We start from the raw sequence: 26,266 nt of genomic DNA, 5'->3' as shown, positions 1-26,266 counted from the left end.
CTGCCTGGGCCTGCTCCTGGTCGTGGCGGTCACCGCCGCGAACATCGGCGACCGGGACGCCGCCGTGGGCCTGCTGGGGCGGCTGCGCCGCCTGCACCGCGACATCACCCTCGTCTGGGCCGACGGCGGCTACACCGGCGGCATCGTCGACTGGTGCCGTCAGAAACTCTCACTGACCCTGGAGATCGTCAAACGCACCGACGACATGGAGGGATTCGTGGTGCTGCCGAGGCGGTGGGTGGTAGAGCGCACGTTCGCGTGGCTGCTGAACTCCCGCCGTCTGGCCCGGGACTACGAGACACGGCCGGAGAACAGCGAGGCGATGATCCAGTGGTCGATGGTCACACGGATGAGCCGGCGTCTGGCACGGCCACGGGCCGCTGACCGGCACTGAATGCCCCCGACGCCTCCAGCAGGAGCCACCCACGCTCCACCAGACGTCTGGCCTTCGACCGCACCCCCTCGACCTTCGCCGATGTCGTCTCAAGGCCCAGCTTCACCGCGATCTCCTTGGCGCGCAGTGGTCCTTGCCCCGTTCCCCGCCGCTCTTCCAGCACGCCCAGAATCCGCTGATAGTCCGGCGCCAGAACCGTCACCGGCAGCCCGTCCCGCCAGGGCGGCACCGTCGAGCCTGGCGCCGGCGCGAGCGAGGGTGCCGTTTCCTCCTTCGCCATGGTCGCGGCCGTGGTCTCGGCCGCACAGACGGCCAGGGCCTCGACCAGCTCCTCCCGCGCGATCACCCGCCGATCCAGCTCGATCTCGGCTGCCTCCAACATCTCGGCAACCCGGGTGGCTTCCTCCCGCAGACCCTCCACCCGCACTCGGGCAGCCGCCTCTCGCGCCTCCAGCATTCCCAGCACCGACGCCACCGCGCACCCCTCGACCACGAAGCGGAAACAAGACGTCGCATGCCTCCCTCACCCCGAGCGAAACCATGCCTGACCAGCACGAATCAAACGATCAAGTTCGGTTGAGATACGGCTTCTGAGCGTTGCCTCAGGCGTGGTGTGGCGCACTGTGTCCACCAGGACGCAGTGAGTACTGCATTGTCCTCGGAGGGCCGGATGACTGCTGCTGTGGCACAGACTGGCTGTATGGGCATGTATCGAGGCGAGGCCACTGTCTTCCTCGGCCGTGTAAATGCCACGCCTGAACATGCCCGTCGCCCGTACCCTCAAGCCGTGACGTCCCAGGCAGATGAAGACCTATACCTTCGAAAGATCTTGACGCTGCTGGATCGCGCCAAGCCGTACGAGACCATCACCCAGTCCCACTCCCTCGGTTGGCAGGTCCTCCCGGGGAGTTCCCTGGCAGGAGATGATGCCAAGACGGACCCCTACCAGCTCTCTCATAGCGCCTGGAATGCCCTAAGCGTGGCCGTCGACCATCGCCACTGCTATCGCTCCACGCTGGTGGGTGATCAACAGGGCACCGAAATATCGATCACCCTGCACACACACGCCCAGTACTCACTTCTACGAGGCGCATTCGAGAACAGCGCAAGGGCGGTCTGGATGCTCGGTCCGTCACAGCGGCTGGAGCGAGTACAGCGCCGTCTCTCGCTGCAGGCGGGTGAGCACCGCCATTCCGACCGCATGACCGCACACCCCGCCGGTGACGTGGAACCCGGCGCCAACCCGACGCGACAGCCGGACCACCAGCCTGCCCACACGCCCCAACACCCACCACACCAAACGAAGAAGAGCCCGTCAGCAGACTGACGGGCTCCCGCGAAAGATCGAGGTTAAGCGTCGTCGTCTGCCGCCAGGCTGCTGTGTGCCGCAGGTTCGGGGAGCAGCCTGAAATGGTTCTCGTCTCGATACTCTCCAGCAGCCGCGAAAAGCGGTACAAGGTAGGAGACATCCTCCTGCCCCCTATCAGAAGTATTCATAGCCAAGCAGGCTACGCCGCGCGGGCTGGCCCGCGCCGGCAGTATCCATCCCCACACCCGCTCGCCGCACTCGCCGAATTCGCCTTCCACCGGGCAGGAACAGCACCGGCTCCCACCATCCGGGCCGTCGCCCGCGGCCCGCAGTTCCGCGGTCCGACCGGTAAGAGCACGATTTGCAGGGGCTCGGGCCTTCGTGGATCAGGCGGATCAGGCGGAGCTACACCGTGCTTCCCAGGCGGCTGAACGCCCAGCGCAGCAGGTCCTGGTCGACCTGGGTGCGGCCGGTGCGCTCAAGGGCAGTGCGAGTGTGGGCGGTCAGGCGTGCCCAGTTACGAAAGTTTCCGTGGGCGGCGCGGCTGTCGGCGAAGGCGATGTCGTCGGGGTCGGCGTCGGACCACAGAGGGTGGTAGAGCGGGATGACCTGCTGGACTTCTTCGGGAGTGAGGCGGGTGAAGTGCTGCCAGATGAAGATGCGGGAGGAAAGCATCGGCTCTTTGCGGAGCACGGTGTGGGCGCCTTCTCCGCCGACGAAAATGACCGCGATCTGGGTGTACGGATTGTCCCAGGCGAAGCGGAAGTACTCGAACGTCTCTCGGTTCAGCCACTGCGCTTCGTCGACGACCAGGGCGCACGGTTCGGCGGCGAGTTCATCCAGGAGGAGCCGGTCGAATTCGCTCGGGTGGCGAGGTGGTTCTCCTGTCTCGGCGGAACAGCGCCATCAGGGCCTCACCGTCGTCGCCCGGGCCACACCGGACCAGCCTGCTCTCGCCGCCGGCGCGGCCCGCGCTGTGGCTGCGGCACCGCAGCAGCTTCTGTCCCTGGCGGCCAGGACCGTCGCCGCCGAACTCGCCCCCGAGGTCGCCCGCCCGTGGTTGCTGGGACTGCAGGACGCCATCACCGAACAGGCACAGCAGCCAGACGCCGACCTGCAGACCTCCGCCTGGGCCGCTGGCGTCGTCAGCGCTTCCCTCACCCATCTGGAAACCGGGCTCGAGGACTACTTCAACTCCGTCGACGCGATCCCACCGCCGCCCGAACCGGGCTCCGCCCGGCACGACGATGACGACCTGGAGGAGGACGTCGACGACCCGGAGGAAGCCGAAGCGGACTGGGGCACCGATACCGAGAACGAAGAAGAGCCAGAAGACGAGCAGACCGCGGACCCGGTCGACACGGCCACGCTGCCCCCGCTCCCGCACCGCACCGCAACCTCAGTCCCAGCCTCAAAACTGTCCATGCCCACACGATCACCAGCCCGGTCGCACGGGCCGTCCTGACCTCCTTGGGACTCGCCCACCTGACGCTCGTAGCCTTCGTGACCGGCAGCATCGCCTACCTCTCCGACGACTTCACCGGACCAACTTCCTGGCTCCTGCCCCCGATCATCGTCCTCTTCCATCTGGTGATCGGCCTCCTCTACGGACATCGCAAAATGCCACTGACCCTTGTAGCAGTGGTGCTGCCACCCGCGATCATCGTGATGACTGTGCTGTGCGCCGTGAGCTTCAGCGACATGCACGGCGCCCGGCTCAACCCCTTCGTCCTGGGCGCAGCATGGGCCAGCATTTTCTCTGCTGGCCTTCTGTCCCTCACCTACGCCGAACGCGGGCGGACACTAGATCGCCATACCGTACCGTATGGTACGGTCCTGAGATGGCGCGTAAAAGCAACTGGATCGACACTGCGGTCGCGGTGCTGACCGATGAGGGTTCGGCTCACCTGACCATTGATCGCTTGTCCACCGAACTGGGGCTGAGCAAAGGCTCCTTCTATCACCATTTCAAGAGTTACGACGCCTTCAAGGGAGAGGTGCTGTCCCGTTACGAATGGGAAAGCACCACTTCTTTGATCGCGGCGGCCGAAACCGATGGCGCGCAGGACCCCATCCACAGACTGCGACGGTTGGTGGAACTGGCCACCGAGCCCGGCGTCCAGACGGGACTTCAAGGAGCGGTGCGCGCATGGAGCATGCAAGACCAAGCCGTGCGCGCTGTCCAGGATCGCATCGACCAAGCGCGCCTGGACTACGTCACCAGCCTGTGGCGCGAGTTCGGTTGCTCCGCGGACGAAGCGCTCACCCGAGCGAAGACCCTGTACCTGCTCCTGATCGGCGGGCGGCAACTAGCCGCCTACGTGACCGCCGAGGATCTCCGGGAAATCTGCTTGCGGGCGATCGCGGCCGACTCGCGCGAGTCTTCGACCGAGCAGGGTCGGTAGACCTGATGAGCCCGCTACGCGCAGATCTGCAACGCTACGTCCAAGCGGCCGACCACATCGATCAAGTACATGCTCGAGCTGCCATGTCCCTTCGGGAATGTGTGAGCGTGGTCATGTCCTGGCGTCCCTGGTGGCTGAAAGCGCTCTTCCTCGCCCGTAAAGCACTCGCCCGGATGCTGCGCATCAACCACCCCGTCGACACAGCCACCGACGACCTGCTCCCCGATCGCCTCAGTTTCATCAGCGGCGACAAGATCGCCTTCTTCACGGTGACTGCCGCTGACGAAGAGGAATTCGTCGTGCTCACGGCCGCCGACACGCATTTGACCGTGCACCTCGTCGTGAATCGCGAACGGACCGGACCGGGCCCCGAGAATACGTTCCAATTTCTCACAGTCGTGCACTTTCACCGCTGGACGGGCCCGCTCTACTTCAACCTGATCAGGCCTTTCCATCATCTGATCATGCGGCGCCTGATTGCCGCAGTCGCCAACTATGAGAGGTCGCCCGGATGAGCCGACTTTCACGCCTGGTCCCACGACTCATCATCGCCACCGCTGTACTGCACTTCGCGTACGCCGTCGCCGCCCCGAACAACTGGCTGCCGATGCTCAGGGACGGTCTGTTCGACACCGTCCGCGGCCAGAGTGACGTCATCGCCGCGGAACGACATGGGGACCTTTGGTTCCTGATCACCGGCATCGGTCTGCTCGCGCTCGGGACGATGGCTCAGCAGACCGTCAGGCAGGTGGGACGCCTGCCCGTGCAGGTAGGCAGCTACCTCCTGGCGATCGGGACCATCGCTTTCGTCGTCGAGCCCGTGTCCGGCGCCGTACTGGTCATCGCCTTGGGTGTCCTCGCGGCGATTGCCGCTCGACCGTCCCGAGCCGACGCCGCGGCCCCTGCGGCCCCAAGGCTCCCGGGGTCGCTCGGGCATCGGGAGGTACGGCCGTCCACCGGCGTCGACGGGACGCCCGGGGACGCGTTGTGAAAGAGGTTCGGACATGGACCAGAACGTCGAGATCACCGAGGTCGCGGCCGGCTACGAGGCGCCGGTCGTGCTGGACGCGGGCGCCGTGGTCGCGGTGACGCTGGGCACGCAGACCTTCGACACCTCCGACGACACCCAGTACAAGACCTCCTGACCCCAGGGTCAGCGTCTGCCGGGGACCGGGCGAGAACACGTATCCCCGGTCCCCGGTCACCAGGGGCGCCGGGCCCGACCGGCGGCGAGGGAGAAGTCGATGCGATGGAGCGCGGGACGATACGGGGACACGAAGGCCGGGACGCGACGGCGCACGCGGACCGGGCGGTACCCGGCCTGGACGCGGTGTGGACCGCGGGATGGGCGTCAGGCCGGGTGCGAGCCGGGAGCGAGGGCGCGTCGACGCTCGCGGTGATCGGCGAGTGCGACATCGGCGAAGCCGGGCTGCGCGACGGTGATCGAGGGTGCCGAAGCCGGGGTTGCGGCCGCGGCCGTCGCTGCCTGCGCTCTGGCGTTCGGCTTCGGTCAGGACCTGTTGGCACGGTTCGAGCTGGAGCACGAGCTGTTCGAACTGTTCTCGGGGCATGCCGGTGAGTGCGGGGTGGGTGAGGAGGAAGGTGGCCTCGGCCGGGACCGGAGGTCGCGACTCGTCGAGTAGATCTTCCGGAAGCTGCTGGTCGAGGTCCTGCGGGGCGATGGCGTAGTTCCACTCGCCGTGGAACTCGTCGCGTTGGACCCGCCGCTCGGCGCTCTTGCGTTCAGCTCGGGTGAGCACTCGGCCGGTGGGGTACGTATTCTCGTCCAGTGCGGCATGAACGGTCAGTCCGGTGCTGGTGCGGGTGGCTGAGATGCTCTCCAGCAGCACTTCGTAGCTGGTCAGAGGCTGCCCGCGCAGGCTGTGGGTGATCCGGGAGAACAGCCGGTGTTCCACTTTGTTCCATTTTGAAGTACCTGGCGGGAAGTGCATGACGGTGATGCTCAGTCCGCACTCGTCGGCGAAGTCGGCCAGCCCCGTCTTGAACAGGCGGGAGTCGGACGAGTTGGCCCCTCCGGAATCGGCGGTGACCAGCAAGCGGTCCACGCTGGGGTAGTCGAGGCGCCCTTGGACCTTCCACCAGCGGCGCAGGGACGCCACCGCGAAGGCGGCGGTGTTTCGGTCGGTGCCCACGTCTACCCAGCCGCTGTCGCGCCCCAGGTCGTAAATGCCGTAGGGGATGGTGAACGGGGTGTCGGGGTTGATGAAGTCGTGGTCCGGGGCGGTGATTGGCTGGCCCTTGGGTCGGTAGGTGCGGCCGGGCCGGGCGAAGTCACCGATCGGCTCCTTCTGCTTCGCATCCACGCTTACTACTGGAAGACCGTGGGCGAGGAAGCGCCCGGCGGCCGCGTTGATGTGCCGGAACTGGGCATCCCGGTCGGGCGACTGACGGCCGGCCCGGGTCTTGGCCATGCCCTGCAGACTGAACCCCATCCTCCGCAGCAGTCCGCCGACTACCGGCGCACTGACCGGGTGACCGTCCGCAGTCAGCCACCGGGCCAGATCACGCAACGAGGCGGTCGTCCAGCGCAACGGCGAGACCGGATCGCCGAGCTCCCGCGGCTCGATCAACGCCTGCAGAGCCGGGTGGAGACCGGGATCACGCTCGGTGGCTGACCTGCGACCTCCGCCTGGTCTGCGCACTCGCCCCGACGAAACGTTCCCGTCAGCGAGTTCGGCCTGTCCCCGCGCGATCGTCGACTCCGACACCGCCGCCAGCCTGGACACGGCCACGGCACCGCCGTGCCCCAATGCGTTCGCCTCAGACGCCAGATACAAACGCCGCTGACGTTCGTCCAGATGCGGCAGCACCGCGGCGAACTTCACGTCCAGCACCGCCAGCGCGTCCCCAGAAATCCCCATACAACTTCGTCTACCACCCCGGGTACGACAACCGCAGCGGAACAGGCAGTAGTTGATTTACGGCTCCTGAACCGCTGCCAGTTCGTTGACGACTACCAGCGCCGTCACGGCGTGAAGCGGCTCGGCGACATTCTCGGGATCTCCCGCTCGAGCTTCTACTACTGGCGCCGCACCGCGGCCGCGCGGACGGCCCGGCAGACCGTCGAGGCCCGGCTCGCAGCCCGGATACGCCAGGTCCACCAGGACTCCGGCGGCACCTACGGAGCCCCCAGAATCACCGCCGAGCTCCGTGACGAGGGCGGCCCGGTGGTCAACCACAAGCGCGTCGCGAGGATCCTGCGGACCATCGGGCTCGAGGGAGTCCGTCTGCGCCGCCGGCACCGCACCACCGTCCCGGACCAGACGGCGCCGAAGGCGCCGGATCTGATCGGCCGTGACTTCACCGCGGCCGCGGTGAACACGAAGTACGTCGGCGACATCACGTATCTGCCGGTCAGCGGCGCGAAGCCGCTCTACCTCGCGACCGTCATCGACCTCGCATCGCACCGGCTGTCCGGGTGGGCGATCGCCGACCACATGCGAACCGAGCTCGTCACCGACGCCCTGGCGGCAGCCGAGCGGACCCGCGGGAGCCTGGCCGGAGCGGTGATGCACACCGATCACGGCTCGCAATATACGGTCCGGCCTTCGCTGAAATATGCAGGTCAGCAGGGGTCCGGCAGAGCATGGGCTCGGTCGGGTCCAGCGCGGACAATGCCGCCGCGGAAAGCTTCAACGCCGCCTTCAAGAGGGAAACATTCAAGGGCCGCAAAGGCTGGTCGAACGGGCCTGAGGCGCGACTCGACGCCTTCCGCTGGCTGACCCGATACAACACCCGACGCCGGCACTCCCACCTCGGACAGCGGTCTCCGATCGCCTACGAGAACGACTTCCAAGCAGCAGCAACTACCCTGGCCCAAGCCGCATGGACGTGTTCAAGATTCAGGGTCAAGGCCCGAACTCCCACCGCTGCTTTCCGGTGGCGGCGTCAAGGGCACACAGCCCCCCGTTGGTTGGGGACGTACACCGGCCCGTCGACCACGGCCGGAGGTGATGCGGACACGGGGCACCGGTAGTGATTTTCCGCAGTTCGCGCCCGGCGAGCGCGTCCAGCGCGTACACGTGGCCGCCGCGTGACTGGCTCAGAAAGTACACCACCCCGCCCACCACCGCTGGAGGAGTGGTCTCGATCCACCTCTGGCCGGTGGAGACTTCCACCGCTGCTGCCTGGTGAGCGCGTCCAGGCCGTATACCTCGGATGCGCTACTGACGTACACGCCGCCATCCGCCACCGCTGGAGCCGAAACGGCCCCGCGACCGGGGGAGAAATGCCACCGCTGCATCCGAGGTGAACGGTTGCATCGGGAGCGCTGCGCAGTGCGTGGACCTCCGAGCTCTTCTCTGTGCAGATCGTGGCCAGATACAGCCGTGCGCAGCGGGACGCCGGCGAACAGGTCGCCCAGCACGGGGCACTCGGGAAGGTGCGCATGCTCCACGCGGCGCGCGGGTGGGTATCAGGCGTGGGTGTCGTGCCAGGTGCTGGAGAGTGCGACCCAGCGGCGCTCGAAGGCCGGGAAGAAAGCCCTCGACCGGCGCCTGCCCAACAGGGAGCCCAAGCTTTACGAGGTCTTCGCCAAGCTGCAGGCCAAGCACGGCAGCATCCCCGAGACCTGAGGGCAACCCTCGGGCTGCGCAGTTCTGGTTATACCGGACGGAGCTGACGGAACTCGTGAGCAGCAAGAGGGAAGCGGGACGAGAGAATGCTGGACTGCAGCTCTCCGTCGAGAACGGCCGCGAGAAACTGGGTGCAGGTGGTGGAGAAGTGCTCCCAGCTGTCCCCGCGGGCTTCGTTCACCATGATGGTCCACTGGTCCGGACTCTGCCCCGGGCGGACGAGCCAGTACAGGCACTCTCCGTTGTCCGTCGTCGCCCAGGGGATGACGCGGGTTCCCTCCGTTGCCAGCTCGGTCGACTTCTTCTCGAACTCCCACAGCCCGTGCAGGGCCTCAGTCTGCTGGTCTTCCCATGCGATGAGGTCGTAGTTGTCATTGGGGCAGCCAGGTTCGAGGACGTAGAGGTAGTCGTCCCAGTTGCTGCCCCCGTAAGTGCGGATGAACTCCTTGTAATCTGACGGGAGTTCTGTCCTGAGTTCGCTTGCTACCGCATCCCAGTCCTTCTCTTGAGGCTCGGGCGGCGGCGGGACAAGCTGGATGAGGCGCGAGAGGGAGGTGCTCATGCGAGTGCCCTATCTGTCGGTGGCTTCCATTGATCTGCTTCAGGGGTGGCCGACAGGGGCGGGTGGCGGGGTAGATGATGCTGGCCGGCTCCCTGATAGCGCTCGGCGACGCGCTCATCACGAAGCTCAACGGCGGACCGCCAAGGCGTACTACGGCATCCACGGCGCCACCGCCGCGGTCATGGCCGCGGCCGGCGTCGTACTGCTGCTGCCCTGACCGCGGCCACCGCCGACACGCGCGCCCATGCCGGTGACCGGTGGTTCGGCCGCGCGCCGAGCGGCGGTGAACGCACTTACCCGGTGGGCCTGCCGGGGGCCTCCCACCGAACGGTCTCGGCGACGCTGGACAGTGCCGCGCCGAAGTGGCGGCGCTGTGCGGCGGTCAGAGGTTCGAACACGAGTCGGCGCACCTGCGCGACATGCCCCGGCGCGCTGTCGGCCACCTTCTGCCGACCCCTGTCGGTCAGCGTGGCCAGGGTGTAGCGACCGTCGCTCGGGTCAACTCGCCGAACGATCCACTCTCGCGCCTCGAAGCGGTCCATCAGCTTCGACAGCCGCGGGAGAGCGCTGTTGCAGTCCCGCGCCAACTCGCTGAACCGCATGGTGCCCTGATGCGCCATCGACAACCGGGCGAGCACGCCGTACTCGAAGTTCGAGATACCCGCGTCGCGCTGCAACTGACGGTCCAAGGCCGCAGGCAGCGCGATCACGACGGTGAGAAGGTCCTGCCAAAGTTCCTGCTGCTCAGTGTCGAGCCACGCTGACGGTTCGTCCATGTGATCCATCCTACTTGCCCAGGCAAGAGGTATCTGTTGCCTGGGCAAGTCAGCGTCGTCTACCTTAGGAGTTGCCCAGGCAAGTGAATGACAGCCTCAAGGAGTCCCCTGTGATCAAACTCAGCATATTCCTGACCCGGCGGGCAGACCTTTCCCACGAGGACTTCGTGGACTACTGGACGCAAAAGCACACCCCGCTGCTCTCGAGCCTGCCCGGCGGAGAGGTCCCGGTCCGGCGCTACGTTCAGCTGCTGCCCACCGACGACGAGATCCCCGGCATAAGCACCGCCGTCTACGACGGTGTCGCCGAGGTGTGGGTCGACGGCATCGCCGACGCCGCCCGCTGGTTCACCTCCGAGACCTACACCACAACCGTCGCCGCGGACGAGGAGAACTTCCTCGACCGCTCCAAGACCCGTTTCCTCTACGCCACCGAGAGCCCCATCTTCGGCTGAGCACCGCCGTCGGCGACGACTCGCCGCCAGGTGCATCGCGCAGAACGAGTCCCGGGCGACCTGACGATCAGGCCGCCCGGGCCACGCCTGCCCCGGCCGGCCTTCCGATCCGGGCGGGACCTCGGAGCGGCGGGCACGACAACGGTGTGCTGAGGGCCCGCTCATACGGCGAAGCGGACCGGTTGCCGGTCAGCGGGCACAGCACGGCCTGGTCCTCGGTGTCGCGCGGGTACAGCGCGCGGAGGTCGGCGGTCATCATCCGGCGTCCGGCCGGGCGGTGTAGTCGTCGACGACTACACCCGCCCGGCGTAGATCTGCAACGAGGCTTCGACGCTGAGCAGCTCCTCGCCGGGGACCGGATGGGCGCCGCCGACCGGCCGCATCGGCTCGATCTCCAGCGCGTGGTCCCCGATGGTGAACTGGATGCGCTGCATCTGCCCGACCAGTTCCCGGTCGTCGGCAACGATCTGCTCGTAGAGCTCGCGGGTTATGTGGCCGATCGTCGCGGTGGGCATGGCCGTCACCGGATCTCTCACGGGCAAGGGTCCGGCAGACCACCGGCGACAACACACCGGACCAACTCCCGCCGACGTCACCCCACTTCGAGATCCAGCACCAGCAATGACAGCAACTGGCCATTCGAAAGCAAATCGGACACATGAACCGTCACCACCACCGGACGCCACACCACCACCCCGTACATCCGCCTGCGCCCCGACCACTGAGCAACTCCCAGACTCACCGCCGCACCTCACCGCCCCCTGAGACTTCGCAGGCCGGTGGCGCGTCTGTCATGCGCCCAACTCACCACGGGTGCGCGAAGGGCGGGAAACGAACCGGCAGTGGGGCAGTCCGCTCGCCTGTCCCCGGCGTGCTGAGCGCAACCCCTCACGCTGAAGGCTCCCGCTCGTAGAGCCGCTCGGGTATGCCGTGCCACCAGGTCAATAGAGGAACACCGTTGCGAGAATCTCCGCCGTGTTGCCGCTCAAGCTGGGGCGATATGGGACGAGCCGCAGCTACTGAACTTGATTGGGTGATGTCGGGCCGTTCGCCTGACAGCAGTTGGGTCGGTCGGTAGCTGTGGGGTGTGAGATATGCGCAGGGCGGCGGCTTGACCGATGCCAAGAGGGCGGCGAGGGAGCGGGTCCGGCTGGAGGCGGTCGGGCGCTTCGAGGGTGGCGCGAAGAACAGGGAGATCGCGGCCACGCTGCGGGTGAGTGAGCGGTCGTGGAGCGTTGGCGCCGGCAGTGGCGGGAGTCTGGCGAGGAGGGTGTCCGGTCGAAGGGCTCGCCAGGACGCCCGAGGCTTTCCGCAGGTCAGATAGCGAAGCTTGAGCGGGAGTTGGAGCGTGGTCCGCTTGCTCATGGCTGGGCGGATCAGCGGTGGACGCTGGCGCGGGTGAAGACGTTGATCGGGCGGTTGTTCCACGTCAGCTACACGGTTGAGGGGACATGGCGGCTACTGAAACATCATGGCTGGTCCTGGCAGCAGCCGGCCCGCAGGGCGATCGAACGCGACGACGGAGCGGTGGAGCTGTGGAAGAAGGAGGCATGGCCGCAGGTAAAAGCACGGCGGCGGTCCGCAGGGCCTGGATCGTCTGCGAGGACGAGGCCAGTCAGTCGCTGAGGCCGCCACGCGCGAGGACCTGGGGCCGCATCGGCCGCACGCCGGTCGTGCGCGTCCGGGGACGGGGCTCAGGCCGGGTTTCGATGGCGGGAATGGTCTGTTTCCGCCCCGGAGACCGCTCCCGGTTGATCTACAGCTTCCGCGTCCACCGGGGCCGCAAGGGCGAACCCAAGGGCTTCACCTGGCAGGACTACCGCGACCTCATCGTGCGGGCGCACAACCAGCTCAAAGGCCCTGTCGTCCTGGTCTGGGACAACCTGCGTACCCATCTCATGCCGCAGATGAAGGAGTTCATAGCAGCGAACGAGGGCTGGCTGACCGTTCTCCACTTTCCGTCCTACGCACCTGACCTCAACCCGCAGGAAGGCATCTGGTCTCTGGTGAAACGGACGATCGGCAACCTCGCCGCCGCGAACCTCGACCAGCTCGCCGCCGCCGTGAAGCGCAGTCTCAAGAAGACCCAGTACCGACCAGACCTCATCCACGGCTGCCTCATAGGCACCGGCCTGACCCTGACCAGCTGACACGATCAGGCCGAGGCCGACATCACAAATTCAAGTTCAGTAGTGATCGGCTCTCCACAGTGCCGGCACAGCTCGGATTCCTGATTCGTCAAAATCCCCCGCAGTATGTCTCCCGGCTGACGCGGGCATCGCACGAAGGCCAGCCGAGTCATCCTTCCATCGCGTGCTGACAGCAGCATGTTAGCCTCGAAATTTCGTGATTGGCCGCCAGCTTTGGTTGGCGGCCAATCACGAAATTTCGAGGCTAACGGCATCCCGAGTGAGGAGATGCCGGCGGCCGCCGAGTTCTTAAGCGAGCCCCAGGCCATCTCACTCCTTGGTCATGCGTATATCACTATGCGAGATGAAGCGAGGCGGGACGGGCTGGCCATCGGTGCACACCGATCGTCATCGTGTCTGGGCTGAGCCCGCGCCGCCCAGCTGAGTCGAAGCCTGACATTTTCATCGGGACGTGTGCACGATAGGTGACGAACGTCCGCCCGAAGTGCCCCTGACCAGCGAAAATGAGAGCTGCCGGGATCTCGGTGTGCGCCACGACCTGAAGTGTCAGCCGCGTATCGGATCCCAGGCGAGTGTCGGCGTCGTGGGGGCAGCCGTGGTGACTTCGGAGTTGAATCCGACCGCTGTGAGTGGGATCACATTGTGTCCCTCAATGGTTACGCTTAGCGTTCGGTCCCCGAGTCGATCTTCAAATGACTCGGCCACAACGGGGTGGCCGCGAAATTCGACGAACCTTGATCGACCTCCACTTTCTCTGGGGGACCGCGTGCATACGCCACCCACCATCCGTTCGTTTCATCAAATCGAAAGTAATCTAAATCCGGCTCTGCCGATTGTGACGTTGTTCAGCGGTGGGCTCGACAGTTCCTACCTGCTGTTGCGTCTTCGGGAGCTGGGCATGACCGACGTCCATGCGGTCAGTGTGGATTTGGGCGAGGACGAGTCGAGCGCACACAAGCAGGAAATTGCTGACTCCCTCGGGGTAAAGCTCCACATCATCGACCGACAGCAAGAGTTCGCGACATCTTTCGTCGCTCCTGCGATAGCCGCCCAGGCCGTGTACCTGGGCGGCCACCCGGTCAGCTCGACGCTGAGTCGACCGCTCATTGCGCAGGCTGCGGTGGAGCTTGCCCAGACCCTCGGAGCCCAAGGGGTCATCCACACCGCCAACCGCTCTCAGAACACCCTGCGTAGACTCAACGGGGCTTTGAGTCTGCTGGACTACCGCGGCGCGTACGGCAGCCCATACGATCTCGATCCCGTCAATCGAGACGACAAGCTCCGCGCACTGCAGACCGCTGGCGTCGACCTCCTCCACGGTCGTGCGGTTAGTGGTGACTCGAATTTGTGGTGCCGCGAGTTCGAGTCCGGAATCCTTGATGACCCCGAGAACCACGACGTTCCCGACAGCATGTACCGCTGGAGCGCGCTAAATTTCCAGGCTGCTCCTCAAACCCTCTCGGTCTCCTTCGAGGCAGGCCGCCCCGTAACTGTCGACGGAGTGCGGCTTCCGCTCATCGAACTGATCGCGGATCTCAATGAGCGCGTGGGAGTCTATGGGCTCGGCCGGTACTCCGGCCTTGAGCACTTGGATCACGGCGAGAAGGTGCTGGAGATCCGAGAAATGCCTGCGGCCTGGCTCCTCCTGGCGTCCTACCGGCACATAGAGGCCGCCTGCCTGGACTCCGAGTTGATTCGCGAGAAGCAGCACTTGGAGCAGGTTTGGGTGCGGGAGGCGCTCGAAGGCCGCTGGTTCGGCGAACTCCATTCAGCAGCGCAGCAGTTCATAGCAACGTGCGCCGAGCGTACTACTGGGTCGGTCACCTGGCAATTGCGTGTGGGTAGCGCGGAGACGCGTGCAATAGTCGCGCCTCGCCCCCTCTATCTACGCAACCGCGAGAGGTGGGAAGAACATGCCATCGCTCTCGAAGCCGCGGCATACGCCGTGCCTGAGCCCGCCTTTACCTGACCCGCCGACCGAAAGGAATTGCAATGTCTGACATCACCACTTCCACTGTCGGCGCCGCTCCGGCCGTGCACGCTCTCAGCGACATTGGTGGCCATCTGCTGGCCGCCGACGAACTCTCGCGGATTCTCGGCGTCACCCACGCTGACTGGGCGCGTTTCGCGCTCAATTGGGAAGACTTGAAGCTTGACAACTTCATGGCTGACGGCGGTACTTACCGCTACCGCCGCTTTGGGCAGTACGACCTGCACCCGAGCTCGGGTGCATTCTCCCTCCTGCCTCACGAGCCCTACCGGCAGGAAAGCCACGTCAACCCGCTCAACGGCGGCGTCGACCGCATGTACGAGCCGCTCACCGACGCCTTCGTCACAGACCCTCTGCTGCACGAACTGCTGGTCACCCTCGGCAGGACTTTCAGCGCTGTCGACAGCACGCAGCGCTGGAACGTAAAACTCCACCCCTATCGGATCACCGCTGGCGCCGAGGTGGGGCAGCCCGCCCCGGAGGGCCGCCACCGCGACGGTGTCACCTTCATCACCTCGCTCCTCATCAACAGGCTCAACATCACTGGGGGCGAAAGCTCCGTCTACAGCAACGAGGGCGAACTCCTGTTGAGCACCACGCTCGCTGATCCCGGGGACCTGCTGCTTGGCGACGATCGGCGGACACTGCATTCGGTGACTCCGATCCAACCCGTCGACGCCGGCTCCCCCGCGCACCGCGACGTCCTGGTGATCGCCTACACCGCCCGCTGATTTACCCCTGCGGTGGGCGCTGCCTACTCCGCCCCTTCGGCGACCGGCGCCCACCGCACATGCGTACCCAAGGGAGTCCCATGTCTGCTCAACTCAGCTCCCGTAGAGCCTGGCTGATCGACGCCCTCCTGCTGGTAGTCGCCATCGTCTGGGGTTCCAGCTACCTGGCTACCAAGGAGATCACCAGTGGAGCCACCGTGATCGCGTTGCTCCTGCTGCGCTTTCTCATCGCCATCCCCGTGCTCGGCATCGCAGTCCGTCGCAAACTCCGGCGACTGACACTGCGCGAGCTAGGCGGCGGAACCGTCCTAGGTCTGATCCTCGCAGCCATCTTCCTGCTGGAGACCTACGGCGTCGTCCACACGTCGGCGACCAACGCCGGACTGATCATCAGTCTCACCATCATCTTCACCCCTCTGGCAGAGAGCTGCCTCAACCGCACCCTGCCCAGCCGGGCCTTCCTCATCGCCGCGGCCCTCTCCCTGCTCGGCGTTGCCCTGCTCAGCCAAGGAGCCGGCTTCACGGCCCCCTCCCTCGGCGACCTGCTAATGCTGCTCGCCGCCCTCGCCCGTACAGCCAACGTCCTGGTCATCCACAGACTGCCGGCCGTGCGGGAGACCGATGACGGTGCCCTGACGTTCATGCAGTTGACTACGGCAGTGGTCGTCTTCGCCCTGCTCTCGCCGTTCGTCGGGACCCCGCCCTGGCAGCTTGCGACCACCCTCACGGGCGGGCAGTGGCTCAACGTGCTGTACCTGTCACTTGCGTGCACCCTCTTCGCCTTCTTCATCCAGCTGTGGGCCGTGCGCCAGACGTCACCGTCACGGGTCAGCCTGCTCTTGGGCACCGAACCCCTCTGGGCGGCGGTCGTGGGCATTGCCCTCGCTGGAGACCAACTCGGCGGCCTCGGATACGTCGGCGCCGTCCTCATCCTGGTCGGTACCTTCTTCGGTCGCCGCGCTGCCGAGCACAAGGGAGCGCCCGACCATTCCAACTCCCACGGCAAGGAGCTGATCAAAGAGCCCGTGTGAACATCCCTGGTGCCCCCACTGAGCCCGCCCGCCATCGCCGGGACTGTGAAACGAACAAATCTGTCTGTTTCACTTGCGGTGGTGACGGAGGGCCACTGACGCCGTTGACATTGCGTGAGTGATGTCAACGGGCTTGTGAACACGCTGTTTCGCGCCGTGCCCCCTCTCTCAGTCCGGCCGGGGGTCGACTGATCCTCATCTGTGATGGGCGGGGCGGGGGGTCCTGGCGAACTGGGCTATCCGAGCACGGGAGCGTCATCCCAGCACCATCAACGGCCCCAGCTACCGGCTGAAGAACCGCCTCCAGGCCATCGAGCGCGAGACGGACGTGGCCTGACAGGTGGGGACGAAGAAAGGTACGGGACTGGGGACTTAAGTCCGTACGCCGACACCGCGGCGGGCAGCCCGAAGGGTACTGCCACCGGCAGATGCTTGATGCGATCCGCTACCTGGTCGCGGGCGGGATCTCCTGGCGGTCGATGCCGGTGGACTTTCCCCGGCTGGGACCGCGTCTACGCCTTCTTCCGCCGCTGGCTGCGGACCGGGCTGATCACCGAGTTCCACGACCGGCTGCGTGACCGGGTCCGGGAGCGCGAGGGCCGCGAGGCACAGCCGACGGCCGGGATCATCGACGCGCAGTCGGTGAAGGCCGCCGCGACGGTGCCCGCCGGCTCACGCGGCTACGACGGAGGCAAGCAGATCAACGGCCGCAAGCGGCACATCATCACAGACTGCCTCGGCCTGCTCCTTCTCGTCGCGGTGACCGCCGCGAATGTGGGCGACCGCGAAGCGGCCGTGCCCTTGCTTCTGCGACTACGGAGCCTTCACCGGGACATCTTCCTCATCTGGGCCGATGGCGGCTACACCGGCCCACTCGTCGACTGGTGCCGTCAGAAACTCGCCTTCGCTCTCGAAGTCGTCAAGCGCACCGACGACATGGAGGGGTTCGTGGTGCTGCCGAGACGCTGGGTGGTGGAGCGCACGCTGGCGTGGTTGATCCATTCGCGGCGTCTGTGCCGGGACTACGAGACCCTGACCGTGACCAGCGAGGCGATGATCCTGTTCTCGATGATCACGCGGATGAGCCGCCGGCTGGCCCGGCCACGAGCCGACGGCCGGCACTGAACGCCCCCGACGCCTCCTGGAGCAACCACCCGCGCTCGCTCGCCCAGGCGCTTGGCCTTCGACCGCACCCCTTCGACCTTCGCGGCGACCGCGTTGTCGATGCCCAGTGCCGCCGCGATGTCCTTGGCCCGAACCGCCTCGTGACCCGGCCGGTCCTGGAGCACGTTCAAGATCCGCTGGTTGTCCAGCGAGAGCACCGACACCGACAGCCCCTCCCGCCAGGGCGGCACGACCGCTCCCGGCACCGACGCGGACACAGGAGCAGGCACTTCCTCGTCTTCGGCCTCCGTCACGACGGTGGTCGCTTCGGCAGACGCGGCCAGGGCGTCGACGAGCTCTTCGCGCGCGATCACCCGCCGGTCCCACTCGATCTCGGCGACCTCCAAGCGCCGCGGCCGAACGGGCCGCCTCGTCCCGCAGGTCCTCCACCCGCTCACGGGCAACCGTTTCCCGCGCCTCCAGCAACCCCAGCATCGACGCCATCGCGCACCCCTCGATGATCTAGCGGAAACAGAACGTCGAGACCATCCATCACCCCGGCTGAAACCATGCCTGACCAGCAGGAACTCAACGCTCACATCCGGTTCAACAACAGCTTCTGAGGACATCACGCTCCATCGCCAACTCCTTGTTGTCCTTCTTCAACTGCGCGACCTCCCGCCGCAGCCGGGCCATCTCCTCGGCCTCGCCGGCCGACTGGCCCTTCTCGGCACACGTGGCCCGAGACACCCAGCTCGCCAGCGTCGTCTCATTGATCCCCAGATCATCCGCGACCTCAGGAATCGGCTTCCCCGTCTCCGTCACGACCCGTACTGCCCCCTCACGAAACTCAGCCGCGAACACCCGACACTTCTGCGCCATGACTCTCAACTTCCCCTACAGTCACGGACTCCACGCTACGAGGGGAGACTCACCCTGGTGCACAGGCCAAACCGAGATGGCTGCTTCGTATTCGCGGCGCACAGGAAGGCGAAGTGGCCCTCAGCTACAGGGAGCCGCCGCAGACCGCGTAATTGACCCGGCCGCCCAACGCGCCCCGACCCGCCGGTGCAAGTGCCGCGACGGCGTCTGCAGGCTCGTCAAGCAGTACAAGGTTCTACTGACGGCCAACGAGAAGATGCTCCGCGACAACCATGACAAGGGCGTGATCACTCAGTACTGCGTAGGCATCGTCAGGTGCCCCAACTGGGTGACGTCGGCCCTGGCCAAGTCCAACAGGCGCTCTGTAGCGGCCGAGGACATCAACAGGTACGTGCGTGCGTACGAGCCGCTCGCGCGAACCGTGCAATCCGCAGACGTGCGGGCCGGCGTCAATGAGAAAGCTGCCGCAAGGTAGGAACCTCACCAGGCGGTCGGCAGGCCGTTTCCTGGTCTCCGATATGTAGTTGCATGGACGCGTAACACTCTGTCGCCTGCGACGGGCATGTAGTGCTGCTCAGTTCACAGGGCAGCCCCCGCCTGCACTCAGGCCTCAGGGGCGGCGCGTTTTCCAGTTCTTGGGTTCTTGGAAGGAGACTGGTGGCCAGTCCCGACAGCGAATTCCTCACCCGCGCCTCCGAGGCCGCCTTCGGGCTCGGCGCAGATGGCTACAGCCTGTCCGCAGTGACGATCAACTCCCGGCACCTCGCTTTCACCGACACCGGGACCACACCCGAGCCGCCGCTTTACGCGGAAGGCGAGCCGCCCCCCGTGCCAGGACGCGAAGGCCGACGCGAATACGACTGGCAGCCCGCCACCGACGCCCCTGCATGGATGAACATGGCGTGGCTGCTGGAAGACCTGGCCACCTGGATCATGCCGTTGGCGGAAGAACACGTCACCCTGGTCGGTGTTGAGTCACCGCATCCCCACTGGTGCGATGTGCTGGTGCGCGACGGCGACACAGCCTATCGGCTGCGCATCGCTCTGACCGGCCGGAGGGACCCACTCCAATTCCCCGGCATGCATCTGCGCGACCTGTTCGCCGAAGACCGCGCCCGCGACCACCTCGCCCGCGAGCCGGAGAAGGGCACGCCTCTTGTGGATCTACGCACGGTTCTCTGAGCGTGCGCCCACTTCAAAACCGCTGGTCAGGTGGTCTTCCGTGACGTTCGTTCGGGGTGCTCGCGCTGGTCGTGGGCGGTTGTCTGCCCTGTAGATCGTCGGGCAGGGCGGTTTCGCCGGTTCCTGCCCGCCGCTGCCAGTACGCCTTCTACGATCCGGTCCATGGTGGACCCCGAGACGCTGGAACGGATCGCCGCGCGACGCGCGGAGCTGGACGGACTCGAAGAACAGCTGGTCAAACAGCTGGAAGAGATACGGGCCGAGCGGGACGAACTCGCCGTCGCGATACGGGTCCTTGAGCGGATGAGCGAGCAGATCGCCCAGGAGCTGCTGCGGACGCACCGGTATCCGCACAGGTGGGCGGCCGGACGGTGTGGACGATCCCGGACCGCGGGACGGGAGTTCAACAGACGGCGCTCCCGCCGGAGTACCAGCGCATCCTCACCGTCGTGCGCAAGGCCGGCGAACCGGTCGCGGTCCGGCAGGTCGGCGAGGTGCTGGGGCTCGATGTCGGGGCGCGGGGCAAGCTGCGAGTGTGCGCTGGTGATCCCTGGTCAGCGGCGGCCGGTGGCCAGAATGACGAGAAACTGGCCGCCGCCCGCCTCGATGTCGGCGGTCACCGGCAGCCCCGGCACCAGTCGGGAGAACCGGTCCACCAGCCAATCCGCCGCCTCTTGGGCGTCCCGCCTGGTCGGACAACGACCCACCATCTCGCGGCCCCCCTTGCGCTCCAGCCTCCCGGCAACAGTGATCAGCGGCGCGGGTTCGACCACGTACAGGCGGTCCGGCCAGGCGATGACCACCTTGACCGCGCCCTTGCGAGTGTTGCATCCGCGGTGCGCGAGCCGCTCGGCGACCTTGGCCTTCCGGTCGGCGGTCCGGCTGTCGACGCTGGGCCCCCGCAGGTCGTTCACCGACTCGTCGGGGTCGACCGCTTCGTCACACACCCAGCACCGCCAGCCGTCGCGCTCGGCCACATCATCAAGGAGACTCATCCGAGCAAACTAGCCTGCCCGGCCGCCACCCCGCGCACCAGGGCCCCGGCAAAGTCTTAACACCGGCCAAATGCTGCAACGCCTGGCAATCAGCGTTACCAATGCTTTGACCTGTGTGAATGCCGATACCTTGATGACCCACCAAGGTATCGGGGCGGTGGGCCCGAGGGCCATCAAGGCATCGACGGGGAACTCTGAGCGACTCTGTCGAGGATCTTGGCTTTTCAAGGTCATTGTCCTTGGCGCCACCAGCGGGGGCGGGGTAGTCCGTGGGCGTCGAGGTACTGCTGGAACGCCGTCGGTGGGCGAGCCCGGGAGGTGGAGTCCGGGGGTTCTTGTTCGCTGAGGCGTTTGATGTTGATCGCGATGGCGGTGAAGACGTGCTGGACATGAGCCTTGGTGATGCCTCGGTAGCGGAAGCGTCGCATCTGGTGGCCGTTGACGAACTCATTGACGGTGCCCTCGATTCCGGACCGGGCAGCGTACCGGCGTTGGCAGTGCGGGTCCTGCTGGTCGGCACGGTTCTGGGCCTGGAGTTCGTGCAGGTGGCACGGAGACGTAGCCACTGTCCACCAGATGCTCCGACGGTAGGAGGCGGCGCCGCCTGATTCGGGTGTGGACGCCCGGCAGGGCCGTGATGTCGCGGCCGGGGACCGTGGTGGCGACGTCCGTGATGACGTTGACGCTCTCCTCGTCGCAACTCTCAACTCCGCCGTGTCGGCATCGCTTGCGCCCTCGCCCACGACGCGCGGGTGATCCTCCTTGACGGCACTCGGGGTGGCGCCGGTGCACTCGAAGACCGAGGGGGTGCGGTCGAAGACGAACCGGCTGGTGCGAGAGGCTGGCTGGTCAAGGAGCCTTCAGGGCGGTTCGCGCTCGCGCCGGGGCTGCGAGGCGGTGGGTCATCAGCTGGGTCATCGACCATATGATCATCGCCTCGCTAGAGTCCGGGCGCCGCTCGTAGTCGCGGGCCAGCCGGCGTGAGCGAAGCAGCCAGGCGAACGACCGTTCCACCACCCAACGGCGCGGTAGCACCACGAAGCCGGAGACGTCGTCGCTGCGCTTGATCACAGTGACGACCAGGTGCAGCACGGTCAGGGCCCAGGTGATCAGGACGCCGGTGTAGCCGCCGTCGGCCCACAGCCTGGTGATCGTGGGGAAACGCGTGCGCAGGACGGGGAGCATGTCGGTGGCCGCCTGCCGGTCGGTGACCGAGGCCACGGTGACGCTGATCATGAGCAGCAGGCTGGTGGTGTCGCAGATCAGGTGCCGGCGCCTGCCGTTGATCTTCTTCCCGTTATCCCGGCACCGGGATAGCAACAATTATCTGGGGGCGTCGGTTATGGCGGGTCGGGTGGCTATGGCTGGCTGACGGTGGCGAATTCGGAGAAGGGACGTCATAACAGCGGTCCTGCGCGGTCTCCTGCGTAGAGGTTCTCGAAGGAGGCGCGCTCATGGTCAAAGCAGCGACAGACGGTCGGTATCCGGTGCGGGTGTCGGGGCCACTGGCCCTGTCGGTTCATCCGTTCCGGTTGGAGTTGGTGCGGCGCGGGTTCACGCCGCGGTCCTCTCAGGATCATGCCTACGTACTGGCGGACCTGAGCCGCTGGTTGGAATGCGAAGGGCTGGCTCCGGGGCAGTTGACCGCCGAGCGGGTGGAGGAGTTCGTCCAGGCACGGCGGGACGCCGGGCACCGACGGTGGCTGACGGATCGGTCGTTGCAGCTGATGCTCGGCTTTCTGCGGGACGCCGGTGCCGTCCCGCCGCAGGAGCATGGCGCGGTCGAGAGCCCGGTCGAGGGCGTGCTGGAGGAGTACCGCAGCTATCTGCTGCGTGAGCGCCAGCTCGGCGAACGTACGGTTCGCGGGCGGGCCGACGTCGCCCGCGGGTTCCTGACCGCGCAGCTCGTCGAGGGTCAGCTTCGGTGACCGGCTGAGCCCGGAGTCGGTGGCCGGTTTCATCCAGGACACCTCGAAGCGGTACGCAACCGGGTCGATGAAGGTGGTGACGTCGAGTCTGCGGGCACTGCTGCGGTTCTTGTTCGTGACCCGCGGCCCTCGACCGGGACCTGGCCGCGGCGGTGCCGTCGGTCGCCGGATGGCGGCTGAGCCGGTTGCCGTCCGGCACGGACGCGGTGCCGGTCCTGCTGGAAAGCTGCGATCGGACCACCGCGTTGGGACGGCGTGACTTTGCGATTCTGCTGCTGATGGCACGGCTGGGCCTGCGGGCGGTCGAGGTGACGCGGCTGTGCTTGGAGGGTCTGGACTGGCGCGGCGGCGAGCTGGTGGTCCGGGGCAAGGGCGGACGGGTCGACCGGATGCCGCTGCCCGCGGATGTCGGTGCCGCGCTGGTCGATTGGCTGCGGCAGGGGCGCGTGTAATGCCAGTGCATCGTGGCGCGCTTGCCGTCGAGCAGGCCCGTGGCAGCGAGCGCGAAGGCGCCCGTGGAGATCGCGGCGAGCCGCGCGCCCCGATGGTGGGCGGCAATCAGCGCATCAACGACGGCCTGCGGCGGGTCGTCACGGTCCGGTACCGGTAGCCGGGAACGAGATTGATGGCGGATATAGCGGCCGTCGTCCGGCCCAGACGCTCACCGTTTGAGCGGACGCCGAAATTCAGTTCGACGTGCAGGAACGGAATCTTCGCGTCGACGGCCTTCTGCCCTTGCTTGTTGTTGCGGCCAGACAGTGTGCACGATCGCGCCCAGGCGCGACACACGTCGAGGCCGTCTTCACGCAGAGGCTGTGCCAAAAGGCGAGCCTCGCGGAGCGCGGCGTCGCCCGAGCCAGTCGACACCACCGCATCGAACGACGGCCGACCGTCGCGGCGATGAGCGCCACCGTTGCGGCAATCACTGTTTTCCTGACGGAAAGGATGTTCACCAGGGGGTGGCCTCCTGGCGAAGAGCCCCAATGTCGCACACGCCGTACCGGTGGTGTGGGCAGCGTCCTGCGGTGGTCGATCGCGCAATCTTCAAGTGTGGGTCCTACGACACTTCGGTCGCCTCGACGCCGATGTTCGTCTTCTGGGTCATGCCGGGCAGCGCGACGCTGTTGTGCACGGTGACGTTGGTCGTGGCTTTGCCCTTGTTGTAGTCGGTGTCGCGCTCGCTCGCGCCGGATCGGATGCGGCCGTTGACGAGTGCCTCGTACGTACCGCTGCGGACCTGTCCGATCCAGACCGGCAACTCGGAGGATGGAGCGGGCCACGACCATGCGCCCGGGTCGGCCGGCTGGCTGCCCGATGCCGATGCGGGGATCACGTCGTCGTCGTTCGCGGCGGCTGTAAAGGGCTCGGACAGATTCACGTCCGGGACGCCCCGGGGCACACCCAAGGATTGGTTGTCGTTTCGGCAAGCCGACTGCCCCGGGGGCCCGGTCCGCGCTCGCGAGCCGTCAGAGTGTCTCGGCCAGCGAATCCGCAAGCCGACGGCGCGCGGTACGGGTCGCCGGCACTACCGCGGCCGCGGCCGCGACCAGCACCGCGCCGACGGTGACCCCGGCCAGCAACAGCGCCGGCGGAGTGTGGGCGATCCCCGCGCCCATACCGCTGGTACGGCCCTGGGTGTCCACCAGCCAGCTGCCGGACAGCACTCCAAGACCCGTGCCGATCACCGCGGCCAGCAGTGCGGTGAAACCGGCGGCCGTCACGATCGCCGCGCTGATCTCGCGGGGTGTCAGGCCGATCGCCTTGAGCGCGAGCAGATCACGGCCGCGGTCGCGTACGCCTGTGCCGATGAGGGTCAGCAGCTCGATGAGCCCGATAAGGGCCAGCACCCCGATCAGGGCCACGATCACCCCCCGTGCCGGTTCCAGCCGGTCGGCGGGGTTGGGCGTCTCGCGGATCTCCAGGGTTCCTCCGGCCGCCTCGGCCAGATCCCTGCTCACCGTCCGGGTATCCGCGCCGGGCCGCAGGACGAGATCGTAGAAGTCAGTCCGCAGCGCCGGGTCGCGTTTCTCGAGGGTGTCGACCGTTGTGGAGATGACCCGGCCGCCGGCATCCGGTTCGATGCTGCGTCCGACGATGTGCAGGATCTGCGGCCGCCCCTCGACTGTCATCCGGATCCAGTCACCGACCCGCACGTCCAGCAGATCGAGCAGCCCTTGGCCGGCGACCGCCTCGTCGCGGCCGTCGGCAGGGCGTCCCTCGACGACGCGGAAGGGGTAGGGGGTGCGGGCGGTGCCGAGCCCGCGCAGGGTGATGGTGCCGGTCTGCCCGGGAACCAGGGCCGCGACCTCCACGCCCGGGTGGACCGCGGCGACGTCCGGCGGGGCGGTCAGGGCACGCCGGAGCTCCGGGCCCGTGAGGCTGCCGGGCTGCTCGGCTCGTACGGTCAGCGCAGCGGGCATCCCCATCTCCGCGGGACGGCTGCGGAACATGTCCAACGTCGACCAGGTGACGAGCGCGGCCGTGATCATGAGCAGCGGCAGCGCGAGCCGGGCCACCGTGGTCACGGTGCGCAGCCGTCGCGGGAACGCTGCCCGCCAGCCGAGGACCAGTGCGGGCGGCACCCCCATGCCCAGTGCCCGGCGGCCCAGTCCCGTCATGGAGGCGGCCGGGGGCAGCGCCGCCCGGGCAACGGGCACCGGCGGGACCCGGCCGGCCCGCCAGGCGGTGAGTCCGGTGGCGGTCGCGATCAGCAGCACCGCGCCGCTGGGAACGCCGACCAGCAGCGCGGTGTGTCCAGGCATGTCCTGCCACACCCCGGCCGCTTCCCCGATCCGGCCGGGTATCAGGGCGCCCACGAGCGAGATGGCCGCCGCGCCCAGAGCGCCCCCGAGCAACGCGAAGGCGAGGTGCTGGACGAGGAAGGCGCGTACTACCTGACCGGGTGTGAACCCGATCGCCTTGAGGATCGAGATGTCCCTCAGCTGACCGCGGATACGGGCGCTGATCGCCCCGGATGCGGCGAGCGCTGCCGCCAGCAGGGCGCCCAGTCCGAAGACGGCGAACAGCTGCCCGAGCAGTCGGTCGTCGCTGCCCGCTTCGGCCCGGGCCTGCTGCCATGTGGTCACCTCGGCGACCCGGTCGGAGCCGAGCCGGGTGACGGCCTGCTGGACGGTGAAATCGATGTCGGCGGGGTCCTGAAGCCGCAGCCCCACGCTCTGGCGGGTGCTCCGGGGCGCCGCTTCGTCGAGTGTGGCGGGCAGCACCCAGCCGATGCCGGGCTCGCCGCCCGGCCGGTAGCGGGGTTCCACTGTTTCGGCGACTCCGGCCACCCGGAGGGTGCGGACGCCTTGGTCTGCTCCCGCGACGGTCAGGGTGTCGCCCGGCTCCGCCCAGAGTGCGCGGGCCAGGGAGCTCTCCAATACGACTCCCCCGGCCTGCTTGTCGAGCCAGCTGCCGGCGATGACCAGCGGCCGGGCGATCTCCGGCGGCGCGGTGTCCGCCGCGCGCAGGGCCACTCCTGCCCGGACGCCACGGGACTCGAGGGTGACCTGACCTGTGCGGTACGGCCCGGAAATACCGGCGATGCCTTTGAGGTCGGACAGTGCACCGGTGTTCGCGGGGCCCTGGGTGTGGAGCCAGACATGCGCGCCCTGGGACTGGGTGAAGACCCGCTGCCAGGGGTTGGCTGCGTAACTGAACAGTGCCACGGCGAGCAGCAGCGAGGCGATGATGCCCGCGCTGGCCAGGACGGCGAAGACGGACTGTCCGCGGTGAGCCCGGAGGTCAGCGTGCGCCCAGCGCAGTGTGGCCCGCACG

Annotated in this window: 33 protein-coding genes and 5 pseudogenes; 22 read left to right on the top strand and 16 right to left on the bottom strand. The window is 67.1% G+C overall.

Translation table 11 applies throughout. The features are described 5' to 3' along the window. Nucleotides 1-394: transposase (locus ABCR94_RS17050; RefSeq protein ID WP_347120129.1), on the top strand; the 394-nt coding region annotated here is incomplete at its 5' end. Here the strand turns inward: ABCR94_RS17050 and ABCR94_RS17045 are convergent. Continuing rightward, complete coding sequence (locus tag ABCR94_RS17045; protein ID WP_347119640.1) at nucleotides 342-851, bottom strand: hypothetical protein; 510 nt, start codon at nucleotides 849-851, stop codon at nucleotides 342-344. The two genes, ABCR94_RS17050 and ABCR94_RS17045, sit on opposite strands and share 53 nt — an antisense overlap. A 330-nt stretch (nucleotides 852-1,181) precedes the next feature. Between ABCR94_RS17045 and ABCR94_RS17040 the strand changes: the two genes are divergently transcribed. Continuing rightward, nucleotides 1,182-1,721: a hypothetical protein gene (locus tag ABCR94_RS17040; protein ID WP_347120128.1), complete on the top strand. Its 540-nt coding sequence runs from the start codon at nucleotides 1,182-1,184 to the stop codon at nucleotides 1,719-1,721. Between the two features lie 387 nt (nucleotides 1,722-2,108). On the opposite strand, the gene ABCR94_RS17035 is transcribed toward ABCR94_RS17040, so the two are convergent. Next, nucleotides 2,109-2,396, bottom strand: a complete 288-nt coding sequence (locus ABCR94_RS17035) for a hypothetical protein (RefSeq protein ID WP_347120127.1) — start codon at nucleotides 2,394-2,396, stop codon at nucleotides 2,109-2,111. Between the two features lie 28 nt (nucleotides 2,397-2,424). Between ABCR94_RS17035 and ABCR94_RS17030 the strand changes: the two genes are divergently transcribed. From ABCR94_RS17030 to ABCR94_RS17005, 6 genes are read left to right on the top strand one after another with little or no spacing between them, the layout of a single operon-like run. Further along, nucleotides 2,425-3,168: a hypothetical protein gene (locus tag ABCR94_RS17030; RefSeq protein ID WP_347120126.1), complete on the top strand. Its 744-nt coding sequence runs from the start codon at nucleotides 2,425-2,427 to the stop codon at nucleotides 3,166-3,168. A gap of 38 nt (nucleotides 3,169-3,206) precedes the next feature. Further along, on the top strand, nucleotides 3,207-3,590 hold the full coding sequence (locus tag ABCR94_RS17025) for a hypothetical protein (RefSeq protein ID WP_347120125.1): 384 nt from the start codon (nucleotides 3,207-3,209) through the stop codon (nucleotides 3,588-3,590). Further along, nucleotides 3,545-4,108 (top strand): TetR/AcrR family transcriptional regulator, encoded by a 564-nt coding sequence (locus ABCR94_RS17020; RefSeq protein WP_347120124.1) that lies wholly within the window; start codon nucleotides 3,545-3,547, stop codon nucleotides 4,106-4,108. The genes ABCR94_RS17025 and ABCR94_RS17020 overlap by 46 nt, the downstream gene beginning before the upstream one ends. A 5-nt stretch (nucleotides 4,109-4,113) precedes the next feature. Then, nucleotides 4,114-4,623 carry a DUF2867 domain-containing protein gene (locus tag ABCR94_RS17015; protein WP_347120123.1) on the top strand — a complete coding sequence of 170 codons (510 nt, stop codon included), beginning with the start codon at nucleotides 4,114-4,116 and terminating at the stop codon, nucleotides 4,621-4,623. Beyond that, nucleotides 4,620-5,099: a DUF6463 family protein gene (locus ABCR94_RS17010; protein ID WP_347120122.1), complete on the top strand. Its 480-nt coding sequence runs from the start codon at nucleotides 4,620-4,622 to the stop codon at nucleotides 5,097-5,099. Before ABCR94_RS17015 ends, ABCR94_RS17010 begins: the two co-directional genes overlap by 4 nt. A gap of 13 nt (nucleotides 5,100-5,112) precedes the next feature. After that, nucleotides 5,113-5,253, top strand: coding sequence for a lasso RiPP family leader peptide-containing protein (locus ABCR94_RS17005; RefSeq protein ID WP_347120121.1), 141 nt, complete (start codon nucleotides 5,113-5,115; stop codon nucleotides 5,251-5,253). 160 nt (nucleotides 5,254-5,413) lie between these two features. On the opposite strand, the pseudogene ABCR94_RS16995 reads toward ABCR94_RS17005, so the two are convergent. After that, nucleotides 5,414-6,990, bottom strand: a pseudogene (locus tag ABCR94_RS16995) (ISAzo13 family transposase); the annotation flags it as partial. Nucleotides 6,991-7,053: 63 nt separating this feature from the next. Between ABCR94_RS16995 and ABCR94_RS16990 the strand changes: the two are divergent. Then, a pseudogene (locus tag ABCR94_RS16990) lies at nucleotides 7,054-7,955 on the top strand (IS3 family transposase); the annotation flags it as partial. A gap of 22 nt (nucleotides 7,956-7,977) precedes the next feature. Here ABCR94_RS16990 and ABCR94_RS39115 read toward each other — a convergent pair. Then, the gene (locus ABCR94_RS39115; RefSeq protein ID WP_521977156.1) at nucleotides 7,978-8,151 is read right to left on the bottom strand and encodes a PQQ-binding-like beta-propeller repeat protein; all 174 of its coding nucleotides are present in this window, start codon (nucleotides 8,149-8,151) and stop codon (nucleotides 7,978-7,980) included. A gap of 402 nt (nucleotides 8,152-8,553) precedes the next feature. On the opposite strand from ABCR94_RS39115, the gene ABCR94_RS16985 reads away from it, so the two are divergent. Next, nucleotides 8,554-8,703: a hypothetical protein gene (locus ABCR94_RS16985; protein ID WP_347120119.1), complete on the top strand. Its 150-nt coding sequence runs from the start codon at nucleotides 8,554-8,556 to the stop codon at nucleotides 8,701-8,703. Between the two features lie 28 nt (nucleotides 8,704-8,731). Here the strand turns inward: ABCR94_RS16985 and ABCR94_RS16980 are convergent, their stop codons facing one another. Beyond that, the gene (locus ABCR94_RS16980) at nucleotides 8,732-9,265 is read right to left on the bottom strand and encodes an SMI1/KNR4 family protein (protein ID WP_347120118.1); all 534 of its coding nucleotides are present in this window, start codon (nucleotides 9,263-9,265) and stop codon (nucleotides 8,732-8,734) included. Here ABCR94_RS16980 and ABCR94_RS16975 point away from each other — a divergent pair. Further along, the gene (locus ABCR94_RS16975; RefSeq protein WP_347120117.1) at nucleotides 9,264-9,482 is read left to right on the top strand and encodes a hypothetical protein; all 219 of its coding nucleotides are present in this window, start codon (nucleotides 9,264-9,266) and stop codon (nucleotides 9,480-9,482) included. The genes ABCR94_RS16980 and ABCR94_RS16975 overlap by 2 nt on opposite strands. A 76-nt stretch (nucleotides 9,483-9,558) precedes the next feature. Here the strand turns inward: ABCR94_RS16975 and ABCR94_RS16970 are convergent, their stop codons facing one another. Further along, nucleotides 9,559-10,041 carry a MarR family winged helix-turn-helix transcriptional regulator gene (locus ABCR94_RS16970; RefSeq protein ID WP_347120116.1) on the bottom strand — a complete coding sequence of 161 codons (483 nt, stop codon included), beginning with the start codon at nucleotides 10,039-10,041 and terminating at the stop codon, nucleotides 9,559-9,561. Nucleotides 10,042-10,151: 110 nt separating this feature from the next. On the opposite strand from ABCR94_RS16970, the gene ABCR94_RS16965 reads away from it, so the two are divergent. Next, nucleotides 10,152-10,496, top strand: coding sequence for an EthD domain-containing protein (locus tag ABCR94_RS16965; RefSeq protein WP_347120115.1), 345 nt, complete (start codon nucleotides 10,152-10,154; stop codon nucleotides 10,494-10,496). A 293-nt stretch (nucleotides 10,497-10,789) separates the two neighbouring features. On the opposite strand, the gene ABCR94_RS16960 is transcribed toward ABCR94_RS16965, so the two are convergent. Both ABCR94_RS16960 and ABCR94_RS16955 read right to left on the bottom strand, forming a co-directional pair. Next, nucleotides 10,790-11,011, bottom strand: coding sequence for a hypothetical protein (locus ABCR94_RS16960; RefSeq protein WP_347120169.1), 222 nt, complete (start codon nucleotides 11,009-11,011; stop codon nucleotides 10,790-10,792). A 77-nt stretch (nucleotides 11,012-11,088) separates the two neighbouring features. Next, complete coding sequence (locus ABCR94_RS16955) at nucleotides 11,089-11,238, bottom strand: hypothetical protein (protein WP_347120114.1); 150 nt, start codon at nucleotides 11,236-11,238, stop codon at nucleotides 11,089-11,091. 345 nt (nucleotides 11,239-11,583) lie between these two features. On the opposite strand from ABCR94_RS16955, the pseudogene ABCR94_RS39110 reads away from it, so the two are divergent. The 6 genes and pseudogenes from ABCR94_RS39110 to ABCR94_RS16925 all read left to right on the top strand — a co-directional run bounded on the left by ABCR94_RS39110 (nucleotide 11,584) and on the right by ABCR94_RS16925 (nucleotide 17,523). Beyond that, nucleotides 11,584-12,646, top strand: a pseudogene (locus tag ABCR94_RS39110) (IS630 family transposase). 766 nt (nucleotides 12,647-13,412) lie between these two features. Further along, the gene (locus tag ABCR94_RS16940) at nucleotides 13,413-14,615 is read left to right on the top strand and encodes an argininosuccinate synthase-related protein (RefSeq protein ID WP_347120112.1); all 1,203 of its coding nucleotides are present in this window, start codon (nucleotides 13,413-13,415) and stop codon (nucleotides 14,613-14,615) included. 23 nt (nucleotides 14,616-14,638) lie between these two features. After that, the gene (locus tag ABCR94_RS16935) at nucleotides 14,639-15,367 is read left to right on the top strand and encodes a 2OG-Fe dioxygenase family protein (protein ID WP_347120111.1); all 729 of its coding nucleotides are present in this window, start codon (nucleotides 14,639-14,641) and stop codon (nucleotides 15,365-15,367) included. 80 nt (nucleotides 15,368-15,447) lie between these two features. Then, nucleotides 15,448-16,398 carry a DMT family transporter gene (locus ABCR94_RS16930; protein ID WP_347120110.1) on the top strand — a complete coding sequence of 317 codons (951 nt, stop codon included), beginning with the start codon at nucleotides 15,448-15,450 and terminating at the stop codon, nucleotides 16,396-16,398. Nucleotides 16,399-16,826: 428 nt separating this feature from the next. After that, entirely contained in the window at nucleotides 16,827-16,976 is a 150-nt protein-coding gene (locus ABCR94_RS39105; RefSeq protein WP_521977125.1) for a hypothetical protein, read from the top strand. After that, a complete protein-coding gene (locus ABCR94_RS16925) occupies nucleotides 16,933-17,523 on the top strand; it encodes an IS5 family transposase (RefSeq protein ID WP_521977154.1) in 591 nt (196 codons plus the stop codon). Before ABCR94_RS39105 ends, ABCR94_RS16925 begins: the two co-directional genes overlap by 44 nt. On the opposite strand, the gene ABCR94_RS16920 is transcribed toward ABCR94_RS16925, so the two are convergent. Further along, nucleotides 17,421-17,909: a hypothetical protein gene (locus ABCR94_RS16920; protein ID WP_347120109.1), complete on the bottom strand. Its 489-nt coding sequence runs from the start codon at nucleotides 17,907-17,909 to the stop codon at nucleotides 17,421-17,423. The genes ABCR94_RS16925 and ABCR94_RS16920 overlap by 103 nt on opposite strands. A 199-nt stretch (nucleotides 17,910-18,108) precedes the next feature. Then, nucleotides 18,109-18,384, bottom strand: a complete 276-nt coding sequence (locus ABCR94_RS16915) for a transposase (protein WP_347120108.1) — start codon at nucleotides 18,382-18,384, stop codon at nucleotides 18,109-18,111. Nucleotides 18,385-19,041: 657 nt separating this feature from the next. Here ABCR94_RS16915 and ABCR94_RS16910 point away from each other — a divergent pair. After that, a complete protein-coding gene (locus tag ABCR94_RS16910) occupies nucleotides 19,042-19,566 on the top strand; it encodes a hypothetical protein (RefSeq protein WP_347120107.1) in 525 nt (174 codons plus the stop codon). Between the two features lie 554 nt (nucleotides 19,567-20,120). Here the strand turns inward: ABCR94_RS16910 and ABCR94_RS16905 are convergent. Together ABCR94_RS16905 and ABCR94_RS16900 are read right to left on the bottom strand one after the other, a co-directional pair. Next, nucleotides 20,121-20,561 (bottom strand): hypothetical protein, encoded by a 441-nt coding sequence (locus ABCR94_RS16905; protein ID WP_347120106.1) that lies wholly within the window; start codon nucleotides 20,559-20,561, stop codon nucleotides 20,121-20,123. Between the two features lie 230 nt (nucleotides 20,562-20,791). Continuing rightward, nucleotides 20,792-21,127: a transposase gene (locus ABCR94_RS16900; RefSeq protein ID WP_347120105.1), complete on the bottom strand. Its 336-nt coding sequence runs from the start codon at nucleotides 21,125-21,127 to the stop codon at nucleotides 20,792-20,794. A 138-nt stretch (nucleotides 21,128-21,265) separates the two neighbouring features. On the opposite strand from ABCR94_RS16900, the pseudogene ABCR94_RS39100 reads away from it, so the two are divergent. Continuing rightward, a pseudogene (locus ABCR94_RS39100) lies at nucleotides 21,266-21,343 on the top strand (ABC transporter); the annotation flags it as partial. 67 nt (nucleotides 21,344-21,410) lie between these two features. On the opposite strand, the gene ABCR94_RS16895 reads toward ABCR94_RS39100, so the two are convergent. Next, the gene (locus tag ABCR94_RS16895; RefSeq protein ID WP_347120163.1) at nucleotides 21,411-21,881 is read right to left on the bottom strand and encodes a transposase; all 471 of its coding nucleotides are present in this window, start codon (nucleotides 21,879-21,881) and stop codon (nucleotides 21,411-21,413) included. A 134-nt stretch (nucleotides 21,882-22,015) separates the two neighbouring features. Here ABCR94_RS16895 and ABCR94_RS16890 point away from each other — a divergent pair, with 134 nt between their 5' ends. Together ABCR94_RS16890 and ABCR94_RS16885 are read left to right on the top strand one after the other, a co-directional pair. Next, nucleotides 22,016-22,489 carry a hypothetical protein gene (locus ABCR94_RS16890; protein WP_347120168.1) on the top strand — a complete coding sequence of 158 codons (474 nt, stop codon included), beginning with the start codon at nucleotides 22,016-22,018 and terminating at the stop codon, nucleotides 22,487-22,489. 152 nt (nucleotides 22,490-22,641) lie between these two features. Then, nucleotides 22,642-22,941 (top strand): tyrosine-type recombinase/integrase, encoded by a 300-nt coding sequence (locus tag ABCR94_RS16885; protein WP_347120167.1) that lies wholly within the window; start codon nucleotides 22,642-22,644, stop codon nucleotides 22,939-22,941. Here the strand turns inward: ABCR94_RS16885 and ABCR94_RS16880 are convergent. The 3 genes and pseudogenes from ABCR94_RS16880 to ABCR94_RS16870 form a co-directional block, all read right to left on the bottom strand. Beyond that, nucleotides 22,932-23,116: pseudogene (locus ABCR94_RS16880) on the bottom strand (DJ-1/PfpI family protein); the annotation flags it as partial. The gene ABCR94_RS16885 and the pseudogene ABCR94_RS16880 overlap by 10 nt on opposite strands. Before the next feature lie 430 nt (nucleotides 23,117-23,546). Continuing rightward, on the bottom strand, nucleotides 23,547-23,894 hold the full coding sequence (locus ABCR94_RS16875; RefSeq protein WP_347120104.1) for a hypothetical protein: 348 nt from the start codon (nucleotides 23,892-23,894) through the stop codon (nucleotides 23,547-23,549). A gap of 61 nt (nucleotides 23,895-23,955) precedes the next feature. Then, on the bottom strand, nucleotides 23,956-26,265 hold the full coding sequence (locus ABCR94_RS16870) for an ABC transporter permease (RefSeq protein WP_347120103.1): 2,310 nt from the start codon (nucleotides 26,263-26,265) through the stop codon (nucleotides 23,956-23,958). Nucleotide 26,266 lies beyond the last annotated feature (1 nt).

This window comes from Streptomyces changchenzhani (genome assembly GCF_039766235.1).
Taxonomy (GTDB): domain Bacteria; phylum Actinomycetota; class Actinomycetes; order Streptomycetales; family Streptomycetaceae; genus Streptomyces.
Note: the sequence above shows the minus strand (reverse complement) of the source record. Positions and strands in the feature narration are given on the sequence as shown.